Source organism: Streptomyces sp. GB4-14, from assembly GCF_022696125.1.
Taxonomy (GTDB): Bacteria; Actinomycetota; Actinomycetes; order Streptomycetales; family Streptomycetaceae; genus Streptomyces; species Streptomyces werraensis.
The window spans coordinates 6,389,908-6,407,687 of the sequence record NZ_RZHO01000002.1 but is presented as its reverse complement, the minus strand read 5'-3'; the positions used below and the strand labels follow the sequence as shown (position 1 = coordinate 6,407,687).

Here is a 17,780-nt window from a genome sequence, read left to right as displayed (position 1 = left end):
TCCCGGGAGTTACGGGACCCGCCTCGGTGCGTGAGAGGTCAGGGCTTGCGGGCCAGGCCGCCGTGCTCGGCGATGACCTGCGGCTCGGGCGCGTCCTCGTCCGGACGCCACTGCTGCACGGACACGACACCCGGCTCGACCAGCTCCAGCCCGTCGAAGAAGGAGGTGATCTCCTCCACCGTCCGCAGGTTGTACGGCACCGCGCCGCTGGAGTTGTACGCGTCCTGCGCGCGCTCGAAGACCGGGTCGATGCCGCGCGAGCCGTCGTTGACCGACAGGAAGCTGCCGGACGGCAGGGCCGCCATCAGTTGGTCGACGACGGAGCGCGCCTCGTCGTGGTCGGCGATGTGGCCGAGGATGTTGCTGAGGATCAGCGCGGTGGGACGCGTCAGGTCCAGGGTGTCACTCGCGGCCTTCAGAATGCGCTCCGGCTCCAGGACGTTCGCGTCGACGTACGCCGTGGCGCCCTCGGGCGTCGAGTAGAGCAGCGCGCGGGCGTGGGCCAGGACCATCGGGTCGTTGTCGACGTAGACGATCCGGGACTCCGGGGCGATCCGCTGGGCGACCTGGTGGGTGTTGTCGGCCGTCGGCAGGCCGGTGCCGATGTCGAGGAACTGGCGTATACCCTGCTCACCGGCCAGGTAGGTGATGTTGCGGCGCAGGAAGGCACGACTGCTGCGGGCGATGGTGACGATGCCGGGGAAGACGGCGGTGTAGGCGTCGCCGGCCTCTTCGTCGACGGGGTAGTTGTCCTTCCCTCCCAGCCAGTAGTTCCAGATGCGGGCCGAGTGCGGCACCGAGGTGTCGATCTTCTGCTGTGCTGATCCGGGTGCCGTCGCAGGGTCGGTCATGAGTGCCGTCCGTGGTGTTCCGAGAGCTGTTGTCGCCGCTCAATCTACGGTCCCACAGCTCACCCGCGCAGGCTTGTTCGAAGGCCTGCCGGATGTTCGTACGGGGTCGCCGTCACGCCGAACGGCGACCCCGTCGCAGGCATATGCCATGGGCATGGCCTGTCCGCTGATGAGCCTTCGGTCAGGCGAGTTCGACCAGGAGGTCGCCGCCCTCCACCTGCTGGATGCGGTTGATCGCGAGCCGGGACACCGTGCCGGACTTCGGGGCCGTGATGGCCGCCTCCATCTTCATCGCCTCGATGGTCGCCACTGTGGCGCCCGCCTCCACCTGGTCCCCCTCGGCGACCGCCAGGGTGACCACGCCGGCGAAGGGCGCCGCCACATGACCCGGGTCGGCGCGGTCGGCCTTCTCGGTGACCGGCACGTCGGTGGCCGCGGCCCGGTCGCGCACCTGGATCGGCCGCAGCTGGCCGTTGAGCGTGGCCATCACCGTGCGCATGCCGCGCTCGTCCGCGTCGCCGATCGCCTGCAGCTCGATCAGCAGCCGGACGCCCGGGTCCAGGTCGACGCCGTACTCCTTGCCCGGGCGCAGCCCGTAGAAGAAGTCCTTGCTGTCCAGGACGCTGGTGTCGCCGAACGACTGGCGGTGCGCCTCGAACTCGCGGGTCGGCCCGGGGAACAGCAGCCGGTTGAGGGTCGGGCGTCGGTCCTTGGCCAGGCCCTCGCGGTCCTCGGCGGACAGCTCCGGCGCGGGCTTGGGTTCCGCGCGTCCGCGCAGCGCCTTCGTGCGGAAGGGCTCCGGCCAGCCGCCGGGCGGGGTGCCCAGCTCGCCGCGCAGGAAGCCGACGACCGAGTCGGGGATGTCGAAGCGGTCCGGGTTCCCCTCGAACTCGCGCGGGTCCACGCCCGCGCCGACCAGGTGCAGGGCGAGGTCGCCGACCACCTTGGACGACGGGGTGACCTTCACCAGGCGGCCCAGCATGCGGTCGGCGGCCGCGTACATCGCCTCGATGTCCTCGAAGCGGTCGCCGAGTCCCAGCGCGATCGCCTGCGTGCGCAGGTTGGAGAGCTGGCCGCCGGGGATCTCGTGGTGGTAGACGCGCCCGGTCGGGGAGGCCAGGCCCGCCTCGAACGGCGCGTAGATCTTGCGGACGCTCTCCCAGTACGGCTCCAGGTCGCCGACCGCCTGGAGGTCCAGTCCTGTGGGCCGCTCGGAGTGGTCGGTGGCGGCGACCAGCGCCGACAGCGAGGGCTGCGAGGTGGTGCCGGCCATGGAGGCCACCGCGCCGTCCACCGCGTCCGCGCCCGCCTGGATCGCGGCGAGGTAGGTGGCGAGCTGACCACCCGCGGTGTCATGGGTGTGCAGGTGCACCGGCAGGTCGAACTCGCGGCGCAGCGCCGACACCAGCGCGGCCGCCGCGGGCGCCCGCAGCAGACCCGCCATGTCCTTCACGGCCAGGACGTGCGCGCCCGCCTCGACGATCTGCTCGGCCAGCCGCAGGTAGTAGTCCAGTGTGTAGAGCCGCTCGGACGGGTCGGACAGGTCGGCGGTGTAGCAGAGGGCGACCTCCGCCACGGACGTGCCGGTCGCGCGGACGGCGTCGATGGCGGGCCGCATCTGGGAGACGTCGTTGAGCGCGTCGAAGATCCGGAAGACGTCGACGCCGGTGGCCGCGGCCTCCTGCACGAACGCGTCGGTCACCTCCGTCGGGTACGGCGTGTAGCCGACGGTGTTGCGCCCGCGGAGCAGCATCTGGAGGCAGATGTTCGGCACGGCCTCGCGCAGGGCGGCGAGCCGCTCCCACGGGTCCTCGGCGAGGAAGCGCAGGGCGACGTCGTAGGTCGCGCCGCCCCAGCACTCCAGGGACAGCAGCTCGGGCAGGGTGTGCGCGACCACCGGGGCGACGGCGAGCAGGTCCTTGGTGCGCACCCGGGTGGCGAGCAGCGACTGGTGGGCGTCGCGGAAGGTGGTGTCGGTGACGCCGACGGCCGGCGACTCGCGCAGCCAGCGGGCGAAGCCCTCGGGGCCCAGCTCGGCGAGGCGCTGCCGGGAGCCGGCCGGCGGTTCCCCCGCGGGCGTCCCGGGCAGCTTGGTCAGCGGGTCGATCAGCTCCGGCCGCTCGCCGTGCGGCTTGTTCACGGTGACATCGGCGAGGTAGGTGAGCAGCTTGGTGCCACGGTCGGCGGAGTGGCGCGCGGTGAGCAGCTGCGGGCGCTGCTCGATGAACGAGGTGGTGACCCGCCCGGCCTGGAAGTCGGGATCGTCCAGCACCGCCTGCAGGAACGGGATGTTGGTGGCGACGCCGCGGATGCGGAACTCCGCGACCGCGCGCCGGGCGCGGCCCACGGCGGCGGCGAAATCGCGGCCCCGGCAGGTCAGTTTGACCAGCATGGAGTCGAAGTGGGCGCTGATCTCCGTGCCGGCGTGGGTGGTTCCGCCGTCGAGGCGGATGCCGGAGCCGCCGGGCGAGCGGTACGCGCTGATCCGGCCGGTGTCCGGGCGGAAGCCGTTGGCCGGGTCCTCGGTGGTGATGCGGCACTGCAGGGCCGCGCCGCGCAGAGTGATCGAATTCTGCGACAGTCCGAGGTCGGCGAGCGACTCTCCGGCGGCGATGCGCAGCTGCGCCTGCACCAGGTCGACGTCGGTGACCTCCTCGGTGACCGTGTGCTCGACCTGGATGCGCGGGTTCATCTCGATGAAGACGTGGTGGCCGTCGCGGTCGACGAGGAACTCCACGGTGCCGGCGTTGCGGTAGCCGATGTGCCGGGCGAACCTCACGGCGTCGGCGCAGATCCGGTCGCGCAGCTCCGGGTCGAGGTTGGGCGCGGGGGCGAGCTCGATCACCTTCTGGTGGCGGCGCTGGACGGAGCAGTCCCGCTCGAAGAGGTGGATGACCTCGCCCTGCCCGTCGGCGAGGATCTGCACCTCGATGTGGCGGGGCTCGACGACGGCCTTCTCCAGGAACACCGTGGGGTCGCCGAACGCGGAGGCGGCCTCCCGGGACGCGGCCTCGACGGCCTCCCGCAGCTGGGCGGGGTCCTCCACCCGGCGCATACCCCGGCCGCCGCCTCCCGCGACCGCCTTCACGAACACGGGGAAGCCGATCTCGTCGGCGGCGCGCACGAGTTCGCCGACGTCGGTGGAGGGCTGGGACGAGCCGAGGACGGGGACGCCCGCCTCGCGGGCCGCGGCCACGGCGCGCGCCTTGTTCCCGGTCAGCTCCAGGATGCGGGCGTCGGGGCCGACGAAGGTGATGCCCGCGTCCGCGCAGGCCTTCGCCAGCTCGGGGTTCTCCGACAGGAATCCGTAGCCCGGGTAGACGGCGTCGGCGCCGGCCCGGCGCGCCGCGCGCACGATCTCCTCGACGGACAGATAGGCCCGGACCGGGTGTCCCGGTTCGCCGATCTCGTAGGCCTCGTCGGCCTTCAGACGGTGCAGCGAGTTGCGGTCCTCGTACGGGAAGACGGCAACGGTGCGCGCACCGAGTTCGTAGCCCGCGCGGAACGCCCGGATCGCGATCTCGCCGCGGTTGGCGACGAGCACCTTGCGGAACATGGTCGGTCCCTTCAGCCTGCCGGTGACGATCACCATCGTGTCCGCGGCGGGGGCGGTACGCCATGTGAGCCGGGCCACTCGCTCCGGCGTGCCGGGGACAGGGGCCGTCAAACCGGGACGTACGAGGGCCACAGAGGAACCGTTTCCCCTGTGGCCCCGGCGCCCTGCGGGCGCGCGCGTGCGTGCCGTCCGCTACTCGGTGACCTTCAGCAGCTTGTTCGGCGTGCCGGTGCTCGGGTTGCCGATCACGTCGGCGGTGGCGCCGTCGGTCAGCGCCTTGGCGACGGCTGCCGGGTCGGCGTCGGGGTGGCCGGCCAGATGGACGGCGGCGGCGCCGGCCACGTGCGGGGAGGCCATCGAGGTGCCGGAGATGGTCCTGGTGCCGGTGTCGCTGTCGTTCCAGGCCGAGGTGATGTCGGAACCCGGCGCGTACAGGTCGACGGACCCGCCGAAGTTGGAGAAGTCCGACTGCGCGTCGTCCTGGGTGCTGGAGGCGACGGTGAGCGCCTCGGGCACGCGGGCGGGCGAGCCCTGTCCGGCGTCGGCGGACTCGTTGCCGGCGGCGACCGCGAAGGTGACGCCGGAGGCTATGGCCTTCTGCACGGCCGCGTCGAGGGCCGGGTCGGCGGCGCCGCCCAGGCTCATGTTGGCGACGGACGGGCCCTCGTGGTTCTCGGTGACCCAGTCGATGCCGGCGACGACCTGCTCGGTGGTGCCGGAGCCGTTGTCGTCGAGGACTCTCACGGCGACCACCTCGGCCTTCTTGGCCACGCCGTGGTCGGCGCCCGCGATGGTCGCGGCGACGTGTGTGCCGTGGCCGTTGCCGTCGTCGGCGCTGTCGTCGTTGTCGACGGCGTCGTAGCCGTGCCTGGCGCGGCCCTCGAAGTCCTCGTGCGTGACGCGCACGCCGGTGTCGATGACGTACGCGGTGACGCCCTCGCCCGCCTGGTCGGGGTAGGTGTACGTGCCGTCGCCCGCGGTGTCCCGCTGGTCGATGCGGTCCAGGCCCCAGGAGGGCGGGTCGTCCTGGGTCGCGGTGGTGCGGTAGGTGCGGTTGGCGACGACGGCGCCGACGGCCGGGTCGGCCGCGAGGCGCTTCGCCTCGGTCGCGCTGAGACCGTCGGCGGAGAAGCCCTCCAGGGCCGCGCCGTAGGACCGGTTGAGCTTGCCGCCGTACTCCTGGGCCAGTTCCTTCTTGTCGGCGGACGTCGTCTCCTCGTCGAGGAGGACGATGTAGCTGCCCTTGACGGCGCCCGCGGCGCCGAGACCGTGGACCGTGCCCTCGGCGGGCTGGGCCCGGGCGGACGAAGCGCCGAGCAGGGCTGCCGTGCTCGCGGCGGTCACCGCGCAGGCGGCGGCGGTGACTTTCAGTGCGACGGTGCGCATCCGTTGCGTCATGAAGAGGGGTCTCCTCGTCAGGGTGGTGTGGGGGGTTGGCCTCCGGCGTGACGAGACGCGGAAGCTGACGAGAAGACTGACCATGTGTCGCGTTCAGATCAATGGTGGCCGGGAGCGGCGGACGCCGTGGCGCGGCCGATCTCCACAACGTCCGCCCAAGTCCGGGCCAACCGATCCGCGAAACACGAGCTGAGCGGGGTGCTTGAACCCGCCGACCGGCGTGTGGGTGAGATTCGTGACCATCCCGTCACCCGATCCTCACGGACGGGCGCTTCGTACCCGTGGATCAGGAACGGTCCTGCGGCACCGTGGGTCAGCGGAACAGTTCGGCGTGACGGCGGGCCCAGTCGGCGAAGGCCCGCGGCGGACGGCCGAGGACGTCCTCGACGCCCAGGCCGGTGCGGAGTTCGTCCTCGGTGGGCTCGCCCAGGATGCCGAGCGTCGTGTCGACGACCTCCTCGGGCATGAACCGCAGCATCTGCTCCCGCGCCTCGGCCCGAGGCAGGTCGACGAACCGCACCGGCTCGCCGAGCGCTGCCCCGAGCGCGCCGGCCTGCTCGCGCGGAGTGACGAGGTCCGGGCCCGTCAGCTCGATCACCCGGCCGCCCGTTCCGGCGCCACGCAGGAGCGCGGCGGCGACCTCGGCGATGTCCGCCGGGTCGATCAGCGGCAGCCCCACGTCGCCGAACGGCGCGGCGACCGTCCGCGCGGAGCGCACCGCGCCCGCCCACGCCAGGGAGTTGGAGTGGAACCCTCCCGGACGCAGGATCGTCCAGTGCGCGTCCGACTCCCGCACGGCGTCCTCGACGGCCCGCGCCACCACGCCGTGCGAGGCCGAGCCCGGCCGGGTGGCGACACCCTGCGAGGACAGCAGCACGATGCGCGTGACGCCGGCGGCCTTGGCCGTGGCGACGATCTCCTGCGGGTCGATCAGATGCGCGGAGGCGCCCCCGCTCTGCAGGAACAGCGCGTCGGCGCCGTCGAACGCCTCGCGCAGACTGCCGGCGTCGGTCAGGTCGGCGCGCACCGGCCGTACGCCGTCCGGCACATGGTCCGCCGTGATCCCCCTCGAGGTCGCCGTCACCCGCGCGCCGTCCTCCGCGAGGGAACGCACCAGTTCCCGGCCGACGTTCCCCGTTGCCCCGGTCACCACGAACATGAACAACTCCCCTGTTGTCTCGGTGTGGTGAGGACGCTAACAACCTGCGTATAGTAGGTACCCAGAGGATAGTGACTTCCCCGGAGGGGTGCGCATGGCCGGAACGAAGCAGGCGGCGACCGCGGGGAGCGAGCCCCAATTCGCCTGCCCCGTCAGCCCGGTGGTGGACATCGTGTTCAGCCGCTGGACCACCCCGGTGCTGTGGGCGCTGCACACGTACGGACGGCAGCGGTTCGTCGAGCTGGAGCGGCGGATCGGCACCATCACGCCGAAGGTGCTGACCCAGCGCCTGCGGCAGCTGGAGCGGGACGGGCTGGTGGTGCGCACCTACCACCCCGAGGTGCCGCCCCGGGTCGAGTACGAGATCAGCGAGCTGGGGCGCAGCCTGGCGCCGCTCTTCGCGCACCTGACGGAGTGGGGTGCGGCCAACCTGGGCCGGGTCGAGGAGGCACGGCGGGCGTACGACGCGGACCCGGCCCGTCGGTGAGGCGTGCGTGAGGCGTCGGTGAGGCCCGCCCGGCGCGCCGTCAGGCCTGGCCGGTCTCGAAGCGGGAGATGCGGCCGTCGTCGTCGACGGTGAACGACCAGGTGGTGCGCATCTCGCCGTAGGTGTCGTTGCTGTAGCGGGCGATGAGGCGACGGCCGCCGTCGGACTCGTTCTCGACCTCCATGTGCCCGCGGGAGGAGAAGATCTCGCGGTCGGTCCAGTCGGCGAGGTCCCGCTCGGTGCCGTCGTCCGCCATGGTGGCGCCGGGCGCCAGCAGGGCCATGAAGCCCTCCCGGTCGTGGTTGTTGACGGCCGTGACGAAGGCGCGTACGGCCGGGTCGCTGAGGCGGGTGGTCTGAATGGTCATGCCTGCCAGGTTCGTACCGGTGCGGGACCCCCGCCACCCGCGTCACCCGTTCGGCGTCGGCGACGGGCCGGGCCCGCGGTGGCGGTGCGACGGTGGTCGGGCCAGACCACCGTTCACGGGGAGACGACGTGACCTGTTACGACCGACGCGACCTGGGACTGCTGCTGCTCCGGCTGGGAACCGGCGGGGTGCTCGCGGCGCACGGCACGCAGAAGCTCTTCGGCTGGTTCGGCGGTGGCGGCATCGAGGGAACCGGCCAGTTCATGGACTCCATCGGGTACGCGCCCGGCAAGGTCAGCGCCGCGGCGGCCGGTGTCGCGGAGACCGGCGGCGGGCTGCTGCTGGCGCTGGGCCTCGCCACACCGGCGGCGGGTGCGGCCGCCGCCGGGGCGATGGCGGGCGCGTCGGCGGTGCACGCGCCCAACGGGTTCTTCAACCAGGAGGGCGGGTTCGAGTACGCGGCGTCGCTGGGGCTGACAGCGGCGGGGCTGGCCGTCTCGGGCCCCGGACGGCTCTCCCTCGACCATCTGCTCGGCCATGCCGTCGACCGGGGGTGGATGGTCCCGGCGGCCCTCGGGGTGACGGCGGCGGTCACGGCGATGGCGGTGGGGGCGCGGAGCAGGCGGCTGCGGAAGGCTCGGGAGGGGCAGCAGGGGACGCTGTTCGAGTAGCGGGGGGTTCGAGCAGCGAGGGCTGTCAGTGGGCTGTGCGAGGCTCCTCGCTCATGAGCGAGCACGAGCATGTGGATCTCTGGGGGTCCGTCGAGGCGTTGTACGGATGGCTGGACGCGAACCGGGTCGGCGACGGGCCGGACGAGGTGCTGCTGCGGATCCTGAAGCTGTCGGAGGAGGTGGGCGAGGTCGCCCAGGCCGTCGTGGGGGCGACGGGGCGGAATCCGCGGAAGGGGGTCACGCATACGTGGGACGACGTGAGTGCGGAGTTGTGCGACGTCGCCGTCACCGCTCTTGTGGCGTTGCGGACGCTCACGCCTGAGGCGCGGGACGTTTTTGCGGGGCATCTTCGGCGGGTTCGGGAGCGGTCGCTTGGGGCGGGGTGACGCCCGTCGGGCGGGTGGGGGTCGTGTGTGGCTGGTCGCGCAGTTCCCCGCGCCCCCGAGGGCGTCGGCCCTGACGCCTCCTCACAAGTGCCGGCGCCCCGCCGACGGTCGCGCAGTTCCCCGCGCCCCTGGGCGGGTTGGCCGTGACGCCTGCTTGCAGGTGCCGGCGCCCCGCCCGACGGTCGCGCAGTTCCCCGCGCCCCTAAGGGGTCTGGCGGCGGGCGTTCTCGAGGAAGTGGAGGACTGCCGCCACGCGGCGGTCCGTGCGGTCGGTGGGCGGCAGGTCGAGCTTGGCGAAGATGCTGCGGATGTGCTTGTGCACGGCGCCGTCGCTGACCACGAGGCGTTCCGCGATGACCGCGTTGCCCAGGCCCTCCGCCATCAGCGCCAGCACGTCCCGCTCGCGGGGACTCAGCCGCTCCAGGCGGGCGTCCGGCCTGCTGCGGGTGAGCAGTTGGGCGACGACCTCCGGGTCGATGGCGGTGCCGCCCTCCGCCACCCGGTGCAAAGCCTCCAGGAACTCCTCGACCCGTCCCACCCGTTCCTTCAACAGATAGCCGAGCCGGGCGCTGCCCTGCGCGAGCAGGTCGGTGGCGAAGGCCTGCTCGACGTACGCGGACAGCACGAGCACCGCGAGGCCGGGCAGGCGCCGCCGTGCCTCCACGGCGGCGATGATGCCCTCGTCGGTGTGCGTGGGCGGCATCCGTACGTCGACGATGGCGACGTCCGGCCGCTCCGCGTCGACGGCGTCGAGGAACGCGGCGGCGTCCTCCGCCGTCGCCACCACGTCCAGGGACTCGGCGCGCAGCAGCAGCGCCAGCCCCTCGCGCAGCAGGGCGTCGTCCTCGGCGATCACGATCCGCATGGCAGGGTCACCTTCAGGGTGGTGGGGCCGCCGGGAGGGCTGGCCAGCTCCAGTGTTCCGTCGTGGGCCTCGACGCGGCGGCGGATGCCGGTGAGCCCGGTGCCGCCGTGCTCGTCGGCGCCGCCGTGGCCGTCGTCGCGGACCTCCACGTGCAGCAGCCCGCCGGCCGCGCGTACGGCGACCCGGGCCTCGCCCGCGCCGCTGTGCCGGGCGATGTTGGTGAGGCCCTCGGCGACCGCGAAGTACGCCGTCGCCTCGACCGCGGCCGGGCACCGCACGGGCATGTCGGCGTCGACGCGGCACGGCACCGGGCAGCCGGCCGCGAGCGCGGTGAGGGCGTCGGGCAGGCTGCGGTCCGCGAGGACCGGCGGGAGGATGCCGCGGACGACCGCCCGCAGTTCGGTGAGCGCCTGTTCGGCGGCGTCCTGGGCGCGGTCCAGGAGGGCCGCTGCCTCCTCCGGGTCACGGGCGAGGGCGCGCCGGGCGGCCCCGAGCAGGACGGTGACGGCGACGATGCGGTTCTGCGTGCCGTCGTGCAGCGCCCGCTCCACGCGGCGGAGTTCGGTGACGTGGGCGTCCAGGGCGGCGGCGCGGGTGGCGGTCAGCTCGGCGACCCGCAGGACGAGGTCGGTGCCCGCGTCGGGGCTGAGCAGACGGCGTCCGGGCCAGGCCTGGAGCCGGGCGAGGGCAGGCGCGCACAGCACGACGACGCCGATGAGGGCCACGCCGATGCCGCTGACCGCCATGGCCCCGGGCCAGTCGCGTACGGTCCACCAGCCCACGGAGGACGCGGCCTCGCTCTCCGGCAGGGCACTCCAGTACAGCGGGAACGTGACGTCGTGCGCCGCGCTCAGCGGCAGCGTCGCCCCGACCAGCCCGAGGAAGAGGCCGAGCAGCGCGTGTGTGACCACCCAGCGGACCTCGCGGCGGACGGCGCGGTCGCCGAGCATCGCCCGCAGCCCGTCCGGCGGCGGCGCCGGACCGACGATCTCCGGACCCCAGCGGGAGAGCCTGCCGCGCTCCCGGTCGGCGACCGCGCGCACCGCGTGCAGGGCGGACGGCAACAGCCGCAGGCCCACACCGAGAAGGCAGGACGCCGTGGTGAGGGCCAGCCAGAGCGTGGCGAGCAGGGCGAGCAGGGCGGTGCCCAGTCCCCCGATCAGATGCTCCAACGCGTCCAACGCGGTCCGGGCACGAACGGCCACGCCCTGACGCCGCCCCGGCCGTCCGTCCGCCGGGCGGTCATGGCTCACCACCATCCGCACCTCCCAGCCACGGAGGATAGAACGCGGGGCAGGCAACCTGCTCGCCCGCCCGCTGCAGGCGACTTCGGGGCCGGAGACGGGGGCGATGGGCCGGGTGCGGGCACGGGAGCGGGACCGGGCGGGCGCGCCCGCTCCGGCAGGCCTGCCGGAGCCGGCGGGCGCGCCGGAACCAGTTGAGGCGCGAGACCTGGCGAACGCGTCAGGGCCGACCGGCACGCGAGACACGGCAGGCGTGCCCGAGCCGGCGGGCGTGCGAGTGCCGGCAGGGGCGCCGGAAACGGCCGACGTACCGAGACCCGGGGGCACACGTGACTCACCGTCCGCGCCGGCACCGTCCGGCGCGCCGGAAGGGACAGGCGCCCCAGGTCCTGCGGACATGCCAGAGCCACCGGTCACGCGGGAACCGGCGTGCACCCCGAGACCGGCAGGCGTGCCGTGACCGGCCGGTGCGCGAGAACCGGCCGACGGCCCCGAGCCGGCGCACGCGCGAGAACGGGCGGACACACGGGAACGAGCGGGGTCACCGGAAGCGGCCGACAGGCCGGAGCCGGCGGACCCGCCGGAGCCCCTGGGCGCCTCGGAACCGGCCGACGTGCCGAAGCCGGCAGCCGCGGCAGGCCCGCCAGGACCGGCGGACGTCGCACATTCGGCGGACGCGCGGGAGACGGCGGGCGCCCCGGCGTCGTCGGCCCTCCTCACTCCCGCACGCCCATCCCCTCGACCGGCGCCGTCCGCAGGATGCGGGCCACCGGGAGCACCGTGGCCAGCAGCGCCAGTGCCGCCGTGCCGCCCAGGAGGGTCGCCCAGCCCGTGACCGGGACGTGGGGCACGGTCGCGCCCGTGACCGCCCGGACGATCGTCGTGAGGGTGACCGCGGCGATCGCCGCGCCGATCAGGAGGGCCACGCCGAGCAGGCCCGCCTGTTCGGCGTGAACCATGCGTTTCACCTGGCCGCGGGTGACGCCGACCAGGCGGAGCAGGGACAGCTCCCGGGTGCGGGCCAGCGCTGCCATGACCAGGGTGTCGGCGGCGGCCAGGACGGCGTAGCCGACCAGGACGGTGACGAGCATCTTGTTGAGCCACCCGCTCACCGCCACGTCCTCGGCGAGTTCGCCGGTGAGGCGGGCCGTGTCCATCACCTGACCGCCCGGATGGCGCCGGGCCAGTTCGGCGAGGGCGGCCTCGGCGTCGGCGTCGGGGGCCGTGCGGATCAGCACCCGGTCGTCGAGGCCGGTGACGGTGTGACCGTCGAGGGTGCGCCGGTGCAGGGTGACGTCGCCGAAGCCCCAGCCGCGCTCGTACAGCGCGACGACGCGCAGGGTGACCGGTGTGCCGTCGCCGAGCCACAGCCGGGCCCTGTCACCCAGCCGCCAGCCGGCCGCGTCCGCGCGGGCCGTGGAGACGGCGACGGTGTCCTCGCGCAGCGCGTCGAGGCCGCCGGAGCGGACCCGCAGGTCCAGGGTGCGGTCCGCGCCCAGGGGGTCGATGCCCTGCGCGGGGACGGTCTGCGGTTCGAGCCGGTCGGGTACGACGACGGAGGTGCGGCGCACGCCGGTCGCGGCGACCACCCCGGGGACGCGGCGGGCCTCGGCCACGGCGGAGGCCGGCAGTCCGGCGCCGGAGGTCAGCACGTACTGGGCGAGGACGCCCTCACGGCTCTGTACCACGGTCTGCCGCTCCAGGTTGTCCTGGAGGAACCACACGGTGCCGCCGAGCCCCACGGACAGCACGAGCGCGGTGAGGACGGCGACCGTCCCGCGGGCGTTGGCGCGCAGGTTGGCCGCGGCGAGGTAGCCGCTGTCGCCCCACACGGTACGCAGCACGGGCCCCAGCAGCCTGGCCGCGGCCTGGTTGATCCAGGGCGCGAGCAGGGCGACGCCCAGGACGAACAGGTAGAGCATCCCCATGGCCGCGCCCAGCGCGGTCTGCCCGTCGGTGGCGCCGGTCAGCACGGTCAGGGAGAGCGCTCCGGCCACGCAGGCCAGTCCGCAGACGAGACGCGCCCTGCCACCCGTGGCGCGTTCCACGGCCGCCTCGCCGAGCGCCTCGGTGGGCCGGATGCGGGTGACCCGCAGCGCGGCGATCCAGGCGGAGAGCGCAGCGACGACGGCGACGGTCACCACGACGGCCGCGGCGGACAGGGCGCCGCCCCGGACGGCGAAGTCGTCCGGGAGGAAGCCGCGGGTCACGAGCGCGTCCCGGACCTGGCGGGCGGCGAGCAGCCCGGCGGGGACGCCCACGGCGCCCGCGAGCAGGGCGAGCAGCCCGACCTCGGCGAGGAGCATCGCCCGCACCTGGCCGGGGGTGGCGGCGACGGCGCGCAGCAGGGCGAGGTCGCGGCGCCGGTGCCGTACGGACAGCCCGACGGTGCCGGCGACCACGAAGCCGACGATCGCCGCCGCGTAGCCGGCGAAGGCGGCTCCGGCGCCGAGGGCGAGGGAGCGGGCGGCGGCGCTCTCGGGTTCGGCGGCGAGTCCGCGGTCGTCGCCGGTGTGGGCGGCGGCGCCTGCGGTGTCCGCGATCCGGCGCACCTCCGCGAGGACGGCGTCCCGGTCGGCGCCCGGCGCGGTGAGCACGCCCACGGCGTCGTAGCGGCCGGGGCGCGGGTCGAGAGCGGCGGCGTGCGCGTCCGTGAAGAACAGCGCCGCCCGCCCGCTCGCCGTACCGTCCGCGTCGACCACGCCGCTCACCTCGTACGTGCGGCTCACCCCGCCGGTGACGATCTCGGCGGTGGCGCCGGGTGCGAGGCCCGTGGGCCCGGCGAGGCGGGCGTCGACGGCGATCTCCCCGTCGGAGCGCGGCGGTTGTCCGGACACGAGCCGGTACGGGACGAGGGCGGTGCTCGACCAGCCGTGGCCGGTGGTGGGCAGCTCGGGGGCCGCCGTCGTGGTGACGACGAGCCGCCGGTCACCCACGGCGCGGTCGACGCCGGGCACGTCGGCCAGGTCACCGGCCACCCTCTCGGGGACGCTGCCCCGCTCGGGCAGGACGACGGTGGTGCGCTCGGTCTCGCCGAGCACCGTCGGCCCGTCGACGGTGAGGTCGCGGTCGGCGACCACGGCCACGGCCGCGCCGTAGCGGTGCGGGTCGCCCTGGTGCCGCCACCCGGACTCGACGAGGAGGGCGCAGGTCGCCAGGACGGTGACGCCCCCGGCGAGTGCGACGAACGTGGCGAGGAAGCCGCCCGTGCGGTGGCGGAGCGTCTGCGCTGCGAGCCCGAGCACGCGTCAGCCCTCCCGGGTCGCGGCGGGGCGGCGGTGTCCCGGCCGGGCGAGCTGTTCGGCGATCCGCTCGGCGCCCGAGCGTTCCATGTCGCGGACGATCCGGCCGTCGGCGAGGACCAGGACGCGGTCGGCGCAGGACGCGGCGACCGGATCGTGGGTGACCATGACGACGGTCTGCCCGTAGGCGTCGACCGCGGACCGCAACAGGTCCAGGACGGCCGCCGCGGAACGGGCGTCGAGGGCGCCGGTGGGTTCGTCGCAGAAGATCACCTCGGGGCGGGTGACCAGCGCGCGGGCGATCGCGACGCGCTGCTGCTGGCCGCCGGAGAGCTGGGCGGGCCGGTGCCGCAGCCGGTCGCCGAGGCCGACGCGCCGGACGACCTCGTCGACCCAGGCGGGGTCGGGGCGCAGGCCCGCGAGCCGGGACGGCAGCAGGATGTTCTGCTCCACGTTCAGCGCGCCGACCAGGTTGAACGCCTGGAAGACGAAGCCGACGCGGGCTCGGCGGAGTTCGGTGAGCTTCTTCTCGGACAGCGACGACAGGTCGGTGGCGCCGATCCGCACCCGCCCGGAGTCCGGCCGGTCCAGTCCGGCCGCGCAGTGCAGCAGGGTGCTCTTCCCGGATCCGGAGGGTCCCGTCACGGCGGTCGCGGTGCCGCGCGGGAACACGGCGCTCACCTCGTCGAGCGCCACGACGGGCTGGACGCCGCCGTACGTCCTGCTCACGCGCTCGACGGCGACGGCGATGCCGTCCGGGATCAGGGACATGGGCGGGGGCCTTCCGGTGCGGTTCGTCGGGACGTTCCGACGCTAGGGCGGCGGCGGGCCGCCGCCCATGCAGCCAGTGACCGGTTCCAGGTGGTGCAGGCACTACCTTCCGGGGGCGTCGTTGATCGAGTGGTGGGCGGTGAGGGGCGCGCGTACGGTCGAACGGTGGACTCCCGGAAGGGCGACCCGATATGACCAGCAGTCCGCGACCGGCCGCCACACAGGAGGCCGCACGGGGCGGCCGCGGCGGCGGCAACGCGATGGCCCTGTTCGTCATCGCCTCGTGCCAGCTGATGGTGGTGCTGGACATCACCATCGTGAACATCGCGCTGCCGCACATCCAGCGCTCCCTCGACTTCTCGACCGCCAGTCTGTCCTGGGTGGTCAACGCCTACACCCTCACGTTCGGCGGGCTGTTGCTGCTGGGCGGCCGGGCCGGTGACATCCTCGGCAGGCGGCGGGTGTTCATCTTCGGTGTGCTGCTGTTCGTGCTGGCGTCCCTGCTCGGCGGGCTCGCGCAGAACGCGGGTCAGCTGCTCGCGGCGCGTGCGCTGCAGGGCGTGGGCGGCGCGATCGCCTCCCCGACGTCGCTGGCGCTGATCAGCACCACCTTCCGCGAAGGCCCGGAACGCAACCGCGCGTTCGGGGTGTTCGCGGCGGTGTCGGCGGGCGGAGGCGCGATCGGGCTGCTGGCCGGCGGCATCCTCGTGGAGTGGCTGAACTGGCGGTGGGTGCTGTTCGTCAACGTGCCCATCGGCCTGCTCATCGCCCTCGCCACGCCGCGTTACATCAAGGAGTCCGAGCGTCACCCGGGCCGCTTCGACGTGACCGGCGCGCTGACCTCCACGGCCGGCATGGTGCTGCTGGTCTACGGCTTCATCAGGGCCGCGCAGGACGGCTGGCGGGATCCGCTGACGCTGGCGTCGTTCGCGGCGGCGGTGGTCGTGCTGGTGGCGTTCGTGCTGCTGGAACGGCGGTCGCCGCAGCCGATCACACCGCTGCACATGTTCGCGGACCGCAACAGAGCGGGCACGTACGGGATCATGCTGTGCCTGGCCGCGGCGCTGTTCGGCATGTTCTTCTTCCTGACCCTGTTCGTGCAGAACGTGCTGGGCTTCAGCCCCCTCCAGGCGGGTCTCGCCTTCCTGCCGGTGAGCGCGGTCATCGCGATCGGCGCCGGACTGGCCTCGCGGTTCCTGCCGGTGTACGGGCCGAAACCGTTCATGGTGGCGGGCGGTCTCTTCGCGGCGGCGGGTCTGGCGTGGCTGACGCTGACCGATGTGCACTCCACCTACGCGGGCAGCGTGCTGGGTCCGATGCTGGTGTTCAGCTTCGGCATGGGCATGGAGTTCGTGTCGCTGACCCTGATGGCGCTGTCCAACGTGCCCGTGCAGGAGACCGGCGCCGCCTCCGGTCTGCTCAACGCCACGCAGCAGGTGGGCGGCTCGCTGGGCCTGTCCATCCTGGTCACCATGTACGGCACGGCCAGCAGGAACGAGGCGGAGGACGTGGTCCCGCGCTTCCTGCAGCAGGCGACCCCCGCCGAGCGGGCGGAGTTCCGGCGCACGGGGGAGCTGCCCGGGCACTGGGGGGCCGAGGTCCTCACCTCCGGGGTGTCCGCGGCGTTCATCACCGCCGCGATCTTCGCCGGGCTCGCCGCCCTGGTCGCGATGGTGGCGATCCAGGTCCGTCCGTCGGACCTGGAACGTCTCCAGGGCGGCGGTCCGGGTGTCCCGCCGGGGTGAGGACGCCGTTCAGCAGTCGTCCGGCGGCCGGTTCAGCGGTTCTTGCGGGGCAGCCGCAGGTCGGCGACGACCGGCCGGTGGTCCGACGCGTCGGCGGCGTGCGTACGGGCTCCGGTCACGGTGATCCCGTGCGACACGGTGATCAGATCGATGCGTTTCTGCGGTGCGATCGCCGGATAGGTGAGGCCGGCGTCCGGGGCGGCGTCGCGCAGGGTGTGCCACAGGGGCGCCAACTCGGGTGCGGACGGCTCGGCGTTGAAGTCGCCGACCAGGACGCTCGGTCCCCGGTCGTCGGCGAGGATGCCGAGCATGTCGTCGACCTGGGCGGCGCGGATCGACGGGTCGGCGCGGTAGTCCAGGTGCGTGGAGTAGATGTGCGTACGGACGCCTTTCACGCGGATCTCGATCTCGGCGAAGCCGGGCGCCGGGGCGGGCACCGGGTCGGGGGTCTGCGTGGACAGCCGGGTGATCTCGTGGTTCTCGGCGCGCAGCACGGGGTGGCGGCTGAGCACTGCCACACCGTACTGCCGGCGTTCGGCTCCCTCGGCGGCCGGGTCGAGGTCGTAGATCGGCGCGAAGAAGACCCGCATGTCGAGCTTCTCGGCGAGCGCGCGGGCCTCGTCGGTGAAGGCGCTGCGCTCGCCCCAGTGGACGTCGACCTCCTGCAGCCCGATGACGTCGGCGCGCAGGTCGCGCAGGGCGGCGGCGGTGCGGTCGAGGTCGAAGACCTGGTCCTCCCCCGCCCCCGCGTGGATGTTGTACGTCGCCACGCGGAGCGGCACGGCGGGGGCGCGGGAGCCGGGCGGGGCGGCGTCCTCCGCGGCCGTGGCCGGGGCCGCGGTGAGCGACAGGACGGCGGCGAGGAGCGCGGTGGCGACACGGGCGGTGCGGGCGGGACGTCCGGGTCCTTGCGGCATGCCTTCTCCTGTCTGCGGACGCGGTGTTGACGCACGGTCAGTGCGCCGACACCGCATGGAAGCACAGGCAGGGGCGGGTGCCGAGTGCCTTGGCCGTTCCTTTTCCCACCGGTTTCCTGCC

General features: G+C 73.9%; 14 protein-coding genes. 4 read left to right on the top strand and 10 right to left on the bottom strand.

The window, feature by feature from the left end:
- Positions 1–38: 38 nt before the first annotated feature.
- From ELQ39_RS30835 to ELQ39_RS30820, 4 genes are all read right to left on the bottom strand, one after another.
- Entirely contained in the window at positions 39–851 is an 813-nt protein-coding gene (locus tag ELQ39_RS30835) for an SAM-dependent methyltransferase (RefSeq protein ID WP_242595185.1), read from the bottom strand.
- 181 nt (positions 852–1,032) lie between these two features.
- On the bottom strand, positions 1,033–4,407 hold the full coding sequence (locus tag ELQ39_RS30830; protein ID WP_242595691.1) for a pyruvate carboxylase: 3,375 nt from the start codon (positions 4,405–4,407) through the stop codon (positions 1,033–1,035).
- Between the two features lie 192 nt (positions 4,408–4,599).
- Positions 4,600–5,805 carry a S8 family peptidase gene (locus ELQ39_RS30825; protein WP_242595184.1) on the bottom strand — a complete coding sequence of 402 codons (1,206 nt, stop codon included), beginning with the start codon at positions 5,803–5,805 and terminating at the stop codon, positions 4,600–4,602.
- Positions 5,806–6,118: 313 nt separating this feature from the next.
- On the bottom strand, positions 6,119–6,964 hold the full coding sequence (locus ELQ39_RS30820; protein WP_242595183.1) for an SDR family oxidoreductase: 846 nt from the start codon (positions 6,962–6,964) through the stop codon (positions 6,119–6,121).
- A 94-nt stretch (positions 6,965–7,058) separates the two neighbouring features.
- On the opposite strand from ELQ39_RS30820, the gene ELQ39_RS30815 reads away from it, so the two are divergent.
- Positions 7,059–7,451, top strand: a complete 393-nt coding sequence (locus tag ELQ39_RS30815; protein ID WP_242595181.1) for a winged helix-turn-helix transcriptional regulator — start codon at positions 7,059–7,061, stop codon at positions 7,449–7,451.
- Between the two features lie 40 nt (positions 7,452–7,491).
- On the opposite strand, the gene ELQ39_RS30810 is transcribed toward ELQ39_RS30815, so the two are convergent.
- Positions 7,492–7,818 carry a nuclear transport factor 2 family protein gene (locus ELQ39_RS30810; RefSeq protein ID WP_225640447.1) on the bottom strand — a complete coding sequence of 109 codons (327 nt, stop codon included), beginning with the start codon at positions 7,816–7,818 and terminating at the stop codon, positions 7,492–7,494.
- 128 nt (positions 7,819–7,946) lie between these two features.
- Between ELQ39_RS30810 and ELQ39_RS30805 the strand changes: the two genes are divergently transcribed.
- Positions 7,947–8,489 carry a DoxX family protein gene (locus ELQ39_RS30805; RefSeq protein ID WP_242595179.1) on the top strand — a complete coding sequence of 181 codons (543 nt, stop codon included), beginning with the start codon at positions 7,947–7,949 and terminating at the stop codon, positions 8,487–8,489.
- A gap of 53 nt (positions 8,490–8,542) precedes the next feature.
- Complete coding sequence (locus tag ELQ39_RS30800) at positions 8,543–8,875, top strand: MazG-like family protein (protein ID WP_242595177.1); 333 nt, start codon at positions 8,543–8,545, stop codon at positions 8,873–8,875.
- Between the two features lie 202 nt (positions 8,876–9,077).
- On the opposite strand, the gene ELQ39_RS30795 is transcribed toward ELQ39_RS30800, so the two are convergent.
- From ELQ39_RS30795 to ELQ39_RS30780, 4 genes are all read right to left on the bottom strand, one after another.
- Positions 9,078–9,740: a response regulator gene (locus ELQ39_RS30795; protein ID WP_242595175.1), complete on the bottom strand. Its 663-nt coding sequence runs from the start codon at positions 9,738–9,740 to the stop codon at positions 9,078–9,080.
- The gene (locus ELQ39_RS30790) at positions 9,728–10,999 is read right to left on the bottom strand and encodes a sensor histidine kinase (RefSeq protein ID WP_242595173.1); all 1,272 of its coding nucleotides are present in this window, start codon (positions 10,997–10,999) and stop codon (positions 9,728–9,730) included. The genes ELQ39_RS30795 and ELQ39_RS30790 overlap by 13 nt, the downstream gene beginning before the upstream one ends.
- Before the next feature lie 701 nt (positions 11,000–11,700).
- Entirely contained in the window at positions 11,701–14,229 is a 2,529-nt protein-coding gene (locus ELQ39_RS30785; protein WP_242595171.1) for an ABC transporter permease, read from the bottom strand.
- Between the two features lie 3 nt (positions 14,230–14,232).
- Positions 14,233–14,997: an ABC transporter ATP-binding protein gene (locus tag ELQ39_RS30780; RefSeq protein WP_242595169.1), complete on the bottom strand. Its 765-nt coding sequence runs from the start codon at positions 14,995–14,997 to the stop codon at positions 14,233–14,235.
- A gap of 260 nt (positions 14,998–15,257) precedes the next feature.
- On the opposite strand from ELQ39_RS30780, the gene ELQ39_RS30775 reads away from it, so the two are divergent.
- A complete protein-coding gene (locus ELQ39_RS30775) occupies positions 15,258–16,742 on the top strand; it encodes an MFS transporter (RefSeq protein WP_391690514.1) in 1,485 nt (494 codons plus the stop codon).
- A gap of 32 nt (positions 16,743–16,774) precedes the next feature.
- Here the strand turns inward: ELQ39_RS30775 and ELQ39_RS30770 are convergent, their stop codons facing one another.
- Complete coding sequence (locus tag ELQ39_RS30770) at positions 16,775–17,659, bottom strand: endonuclease/exonuclease/phosphatase family protein (RefSeq protein WP_225640450.1); 885 nt, start codon at positions 17,657–17,659, stop codon at positions 16,775–16,777.
- Positions 17,660–17,780 lie beyond the last annotated feature (121 nt).

Bases quoted from the DNA above. Each gene is read 5' to 3' on its own strand.
- ELQ39_RS30835 (WP_242595185.1), bottom strand. From the start codon at position 851: ATGACCGACCCTGCGACGGCACCCGGATCAGCACAGCAGAAGATCGAC.
- ELQ39_RS30830 (WP_242595691.1), bottom strand. From the start codon at position 4,407: ATGTTCCGCAAGGTGCTCGTCGCCAACCGCGGCGAGATCGCGATCCGG.
- ELQ39_RS30825 (WP_242595184.1), bottom strand. From the start codon at position 5,805: ATGACGCAACGGATGCGCACCGTCGCACTGAAAGTCACCGCCGCCGCC.
- ELQ39_RS30820 (WP_242595183.1), bottom strand. From the start codon at position 6,964: ATGTTCGTGGTGACCGGGGCAACGGGGAACGTCGGCCGGGAACTGGTG.
- ELQ39_RS30815 (WP_242595181.1), top strand. From the start codon at position 7,059: ATGGCCGGAACGAAGCAGGCGGCGACCGCGGGGAGCGAGCCCCAATTC.
- ELQ39_RS30810 (WP_225640447.1), bottom strand. From the start codon at position 7,818: ATGACCATTCAGACCACCCGCCTCAGCGACCCGGCCGTACGCGCCTTC.
- ELQ39_RS30800 (WP_242595177.1), top strand. From the start codon at position 8,543: ATGAGCGAGCACGAGCATGTGGATCTCTGGGGGTCCGTCGAGGCGTTG.
- ELQ39_RS30795 (WP_242595175.1), bottom strand. From the start codon at position 9,740: ATGCGGATCGTGATCGCCGAGGACGACGCCCTGCTGCGCGAGGGGCTG.
- ELQ39_RS30790 (WP_242595173.1), bottom strand. From the start codon at position 10,999: ATGGTGGTGAGCCATGACCGCCCGGCGGACGGACGGCCGGGGCGGCGT.
- ELQ39_RS30780 (WP_242595169.1), bottom strand. From the start codon at position 14,997: ATGTCCCTGATCCCGGACGGCATCGCCGTCGCCGTCGAGCGCGTGAGC.
- ELQ39_RS30775 (WP_391690514.1), top strand. From the start codon at position 15,258: ATGGCCCTGTTCGTCATCGCCTCGTGCCAGCTGATGGTGGTGCTGGAC.
- ELQ39_RS30770 (WP_225640450.1), bottom strand. From the start codon at position 17,659: ATGCCGCAAGGACCCGGACGTCCCGCCCGCACCGCCCGTGTCGCCACC.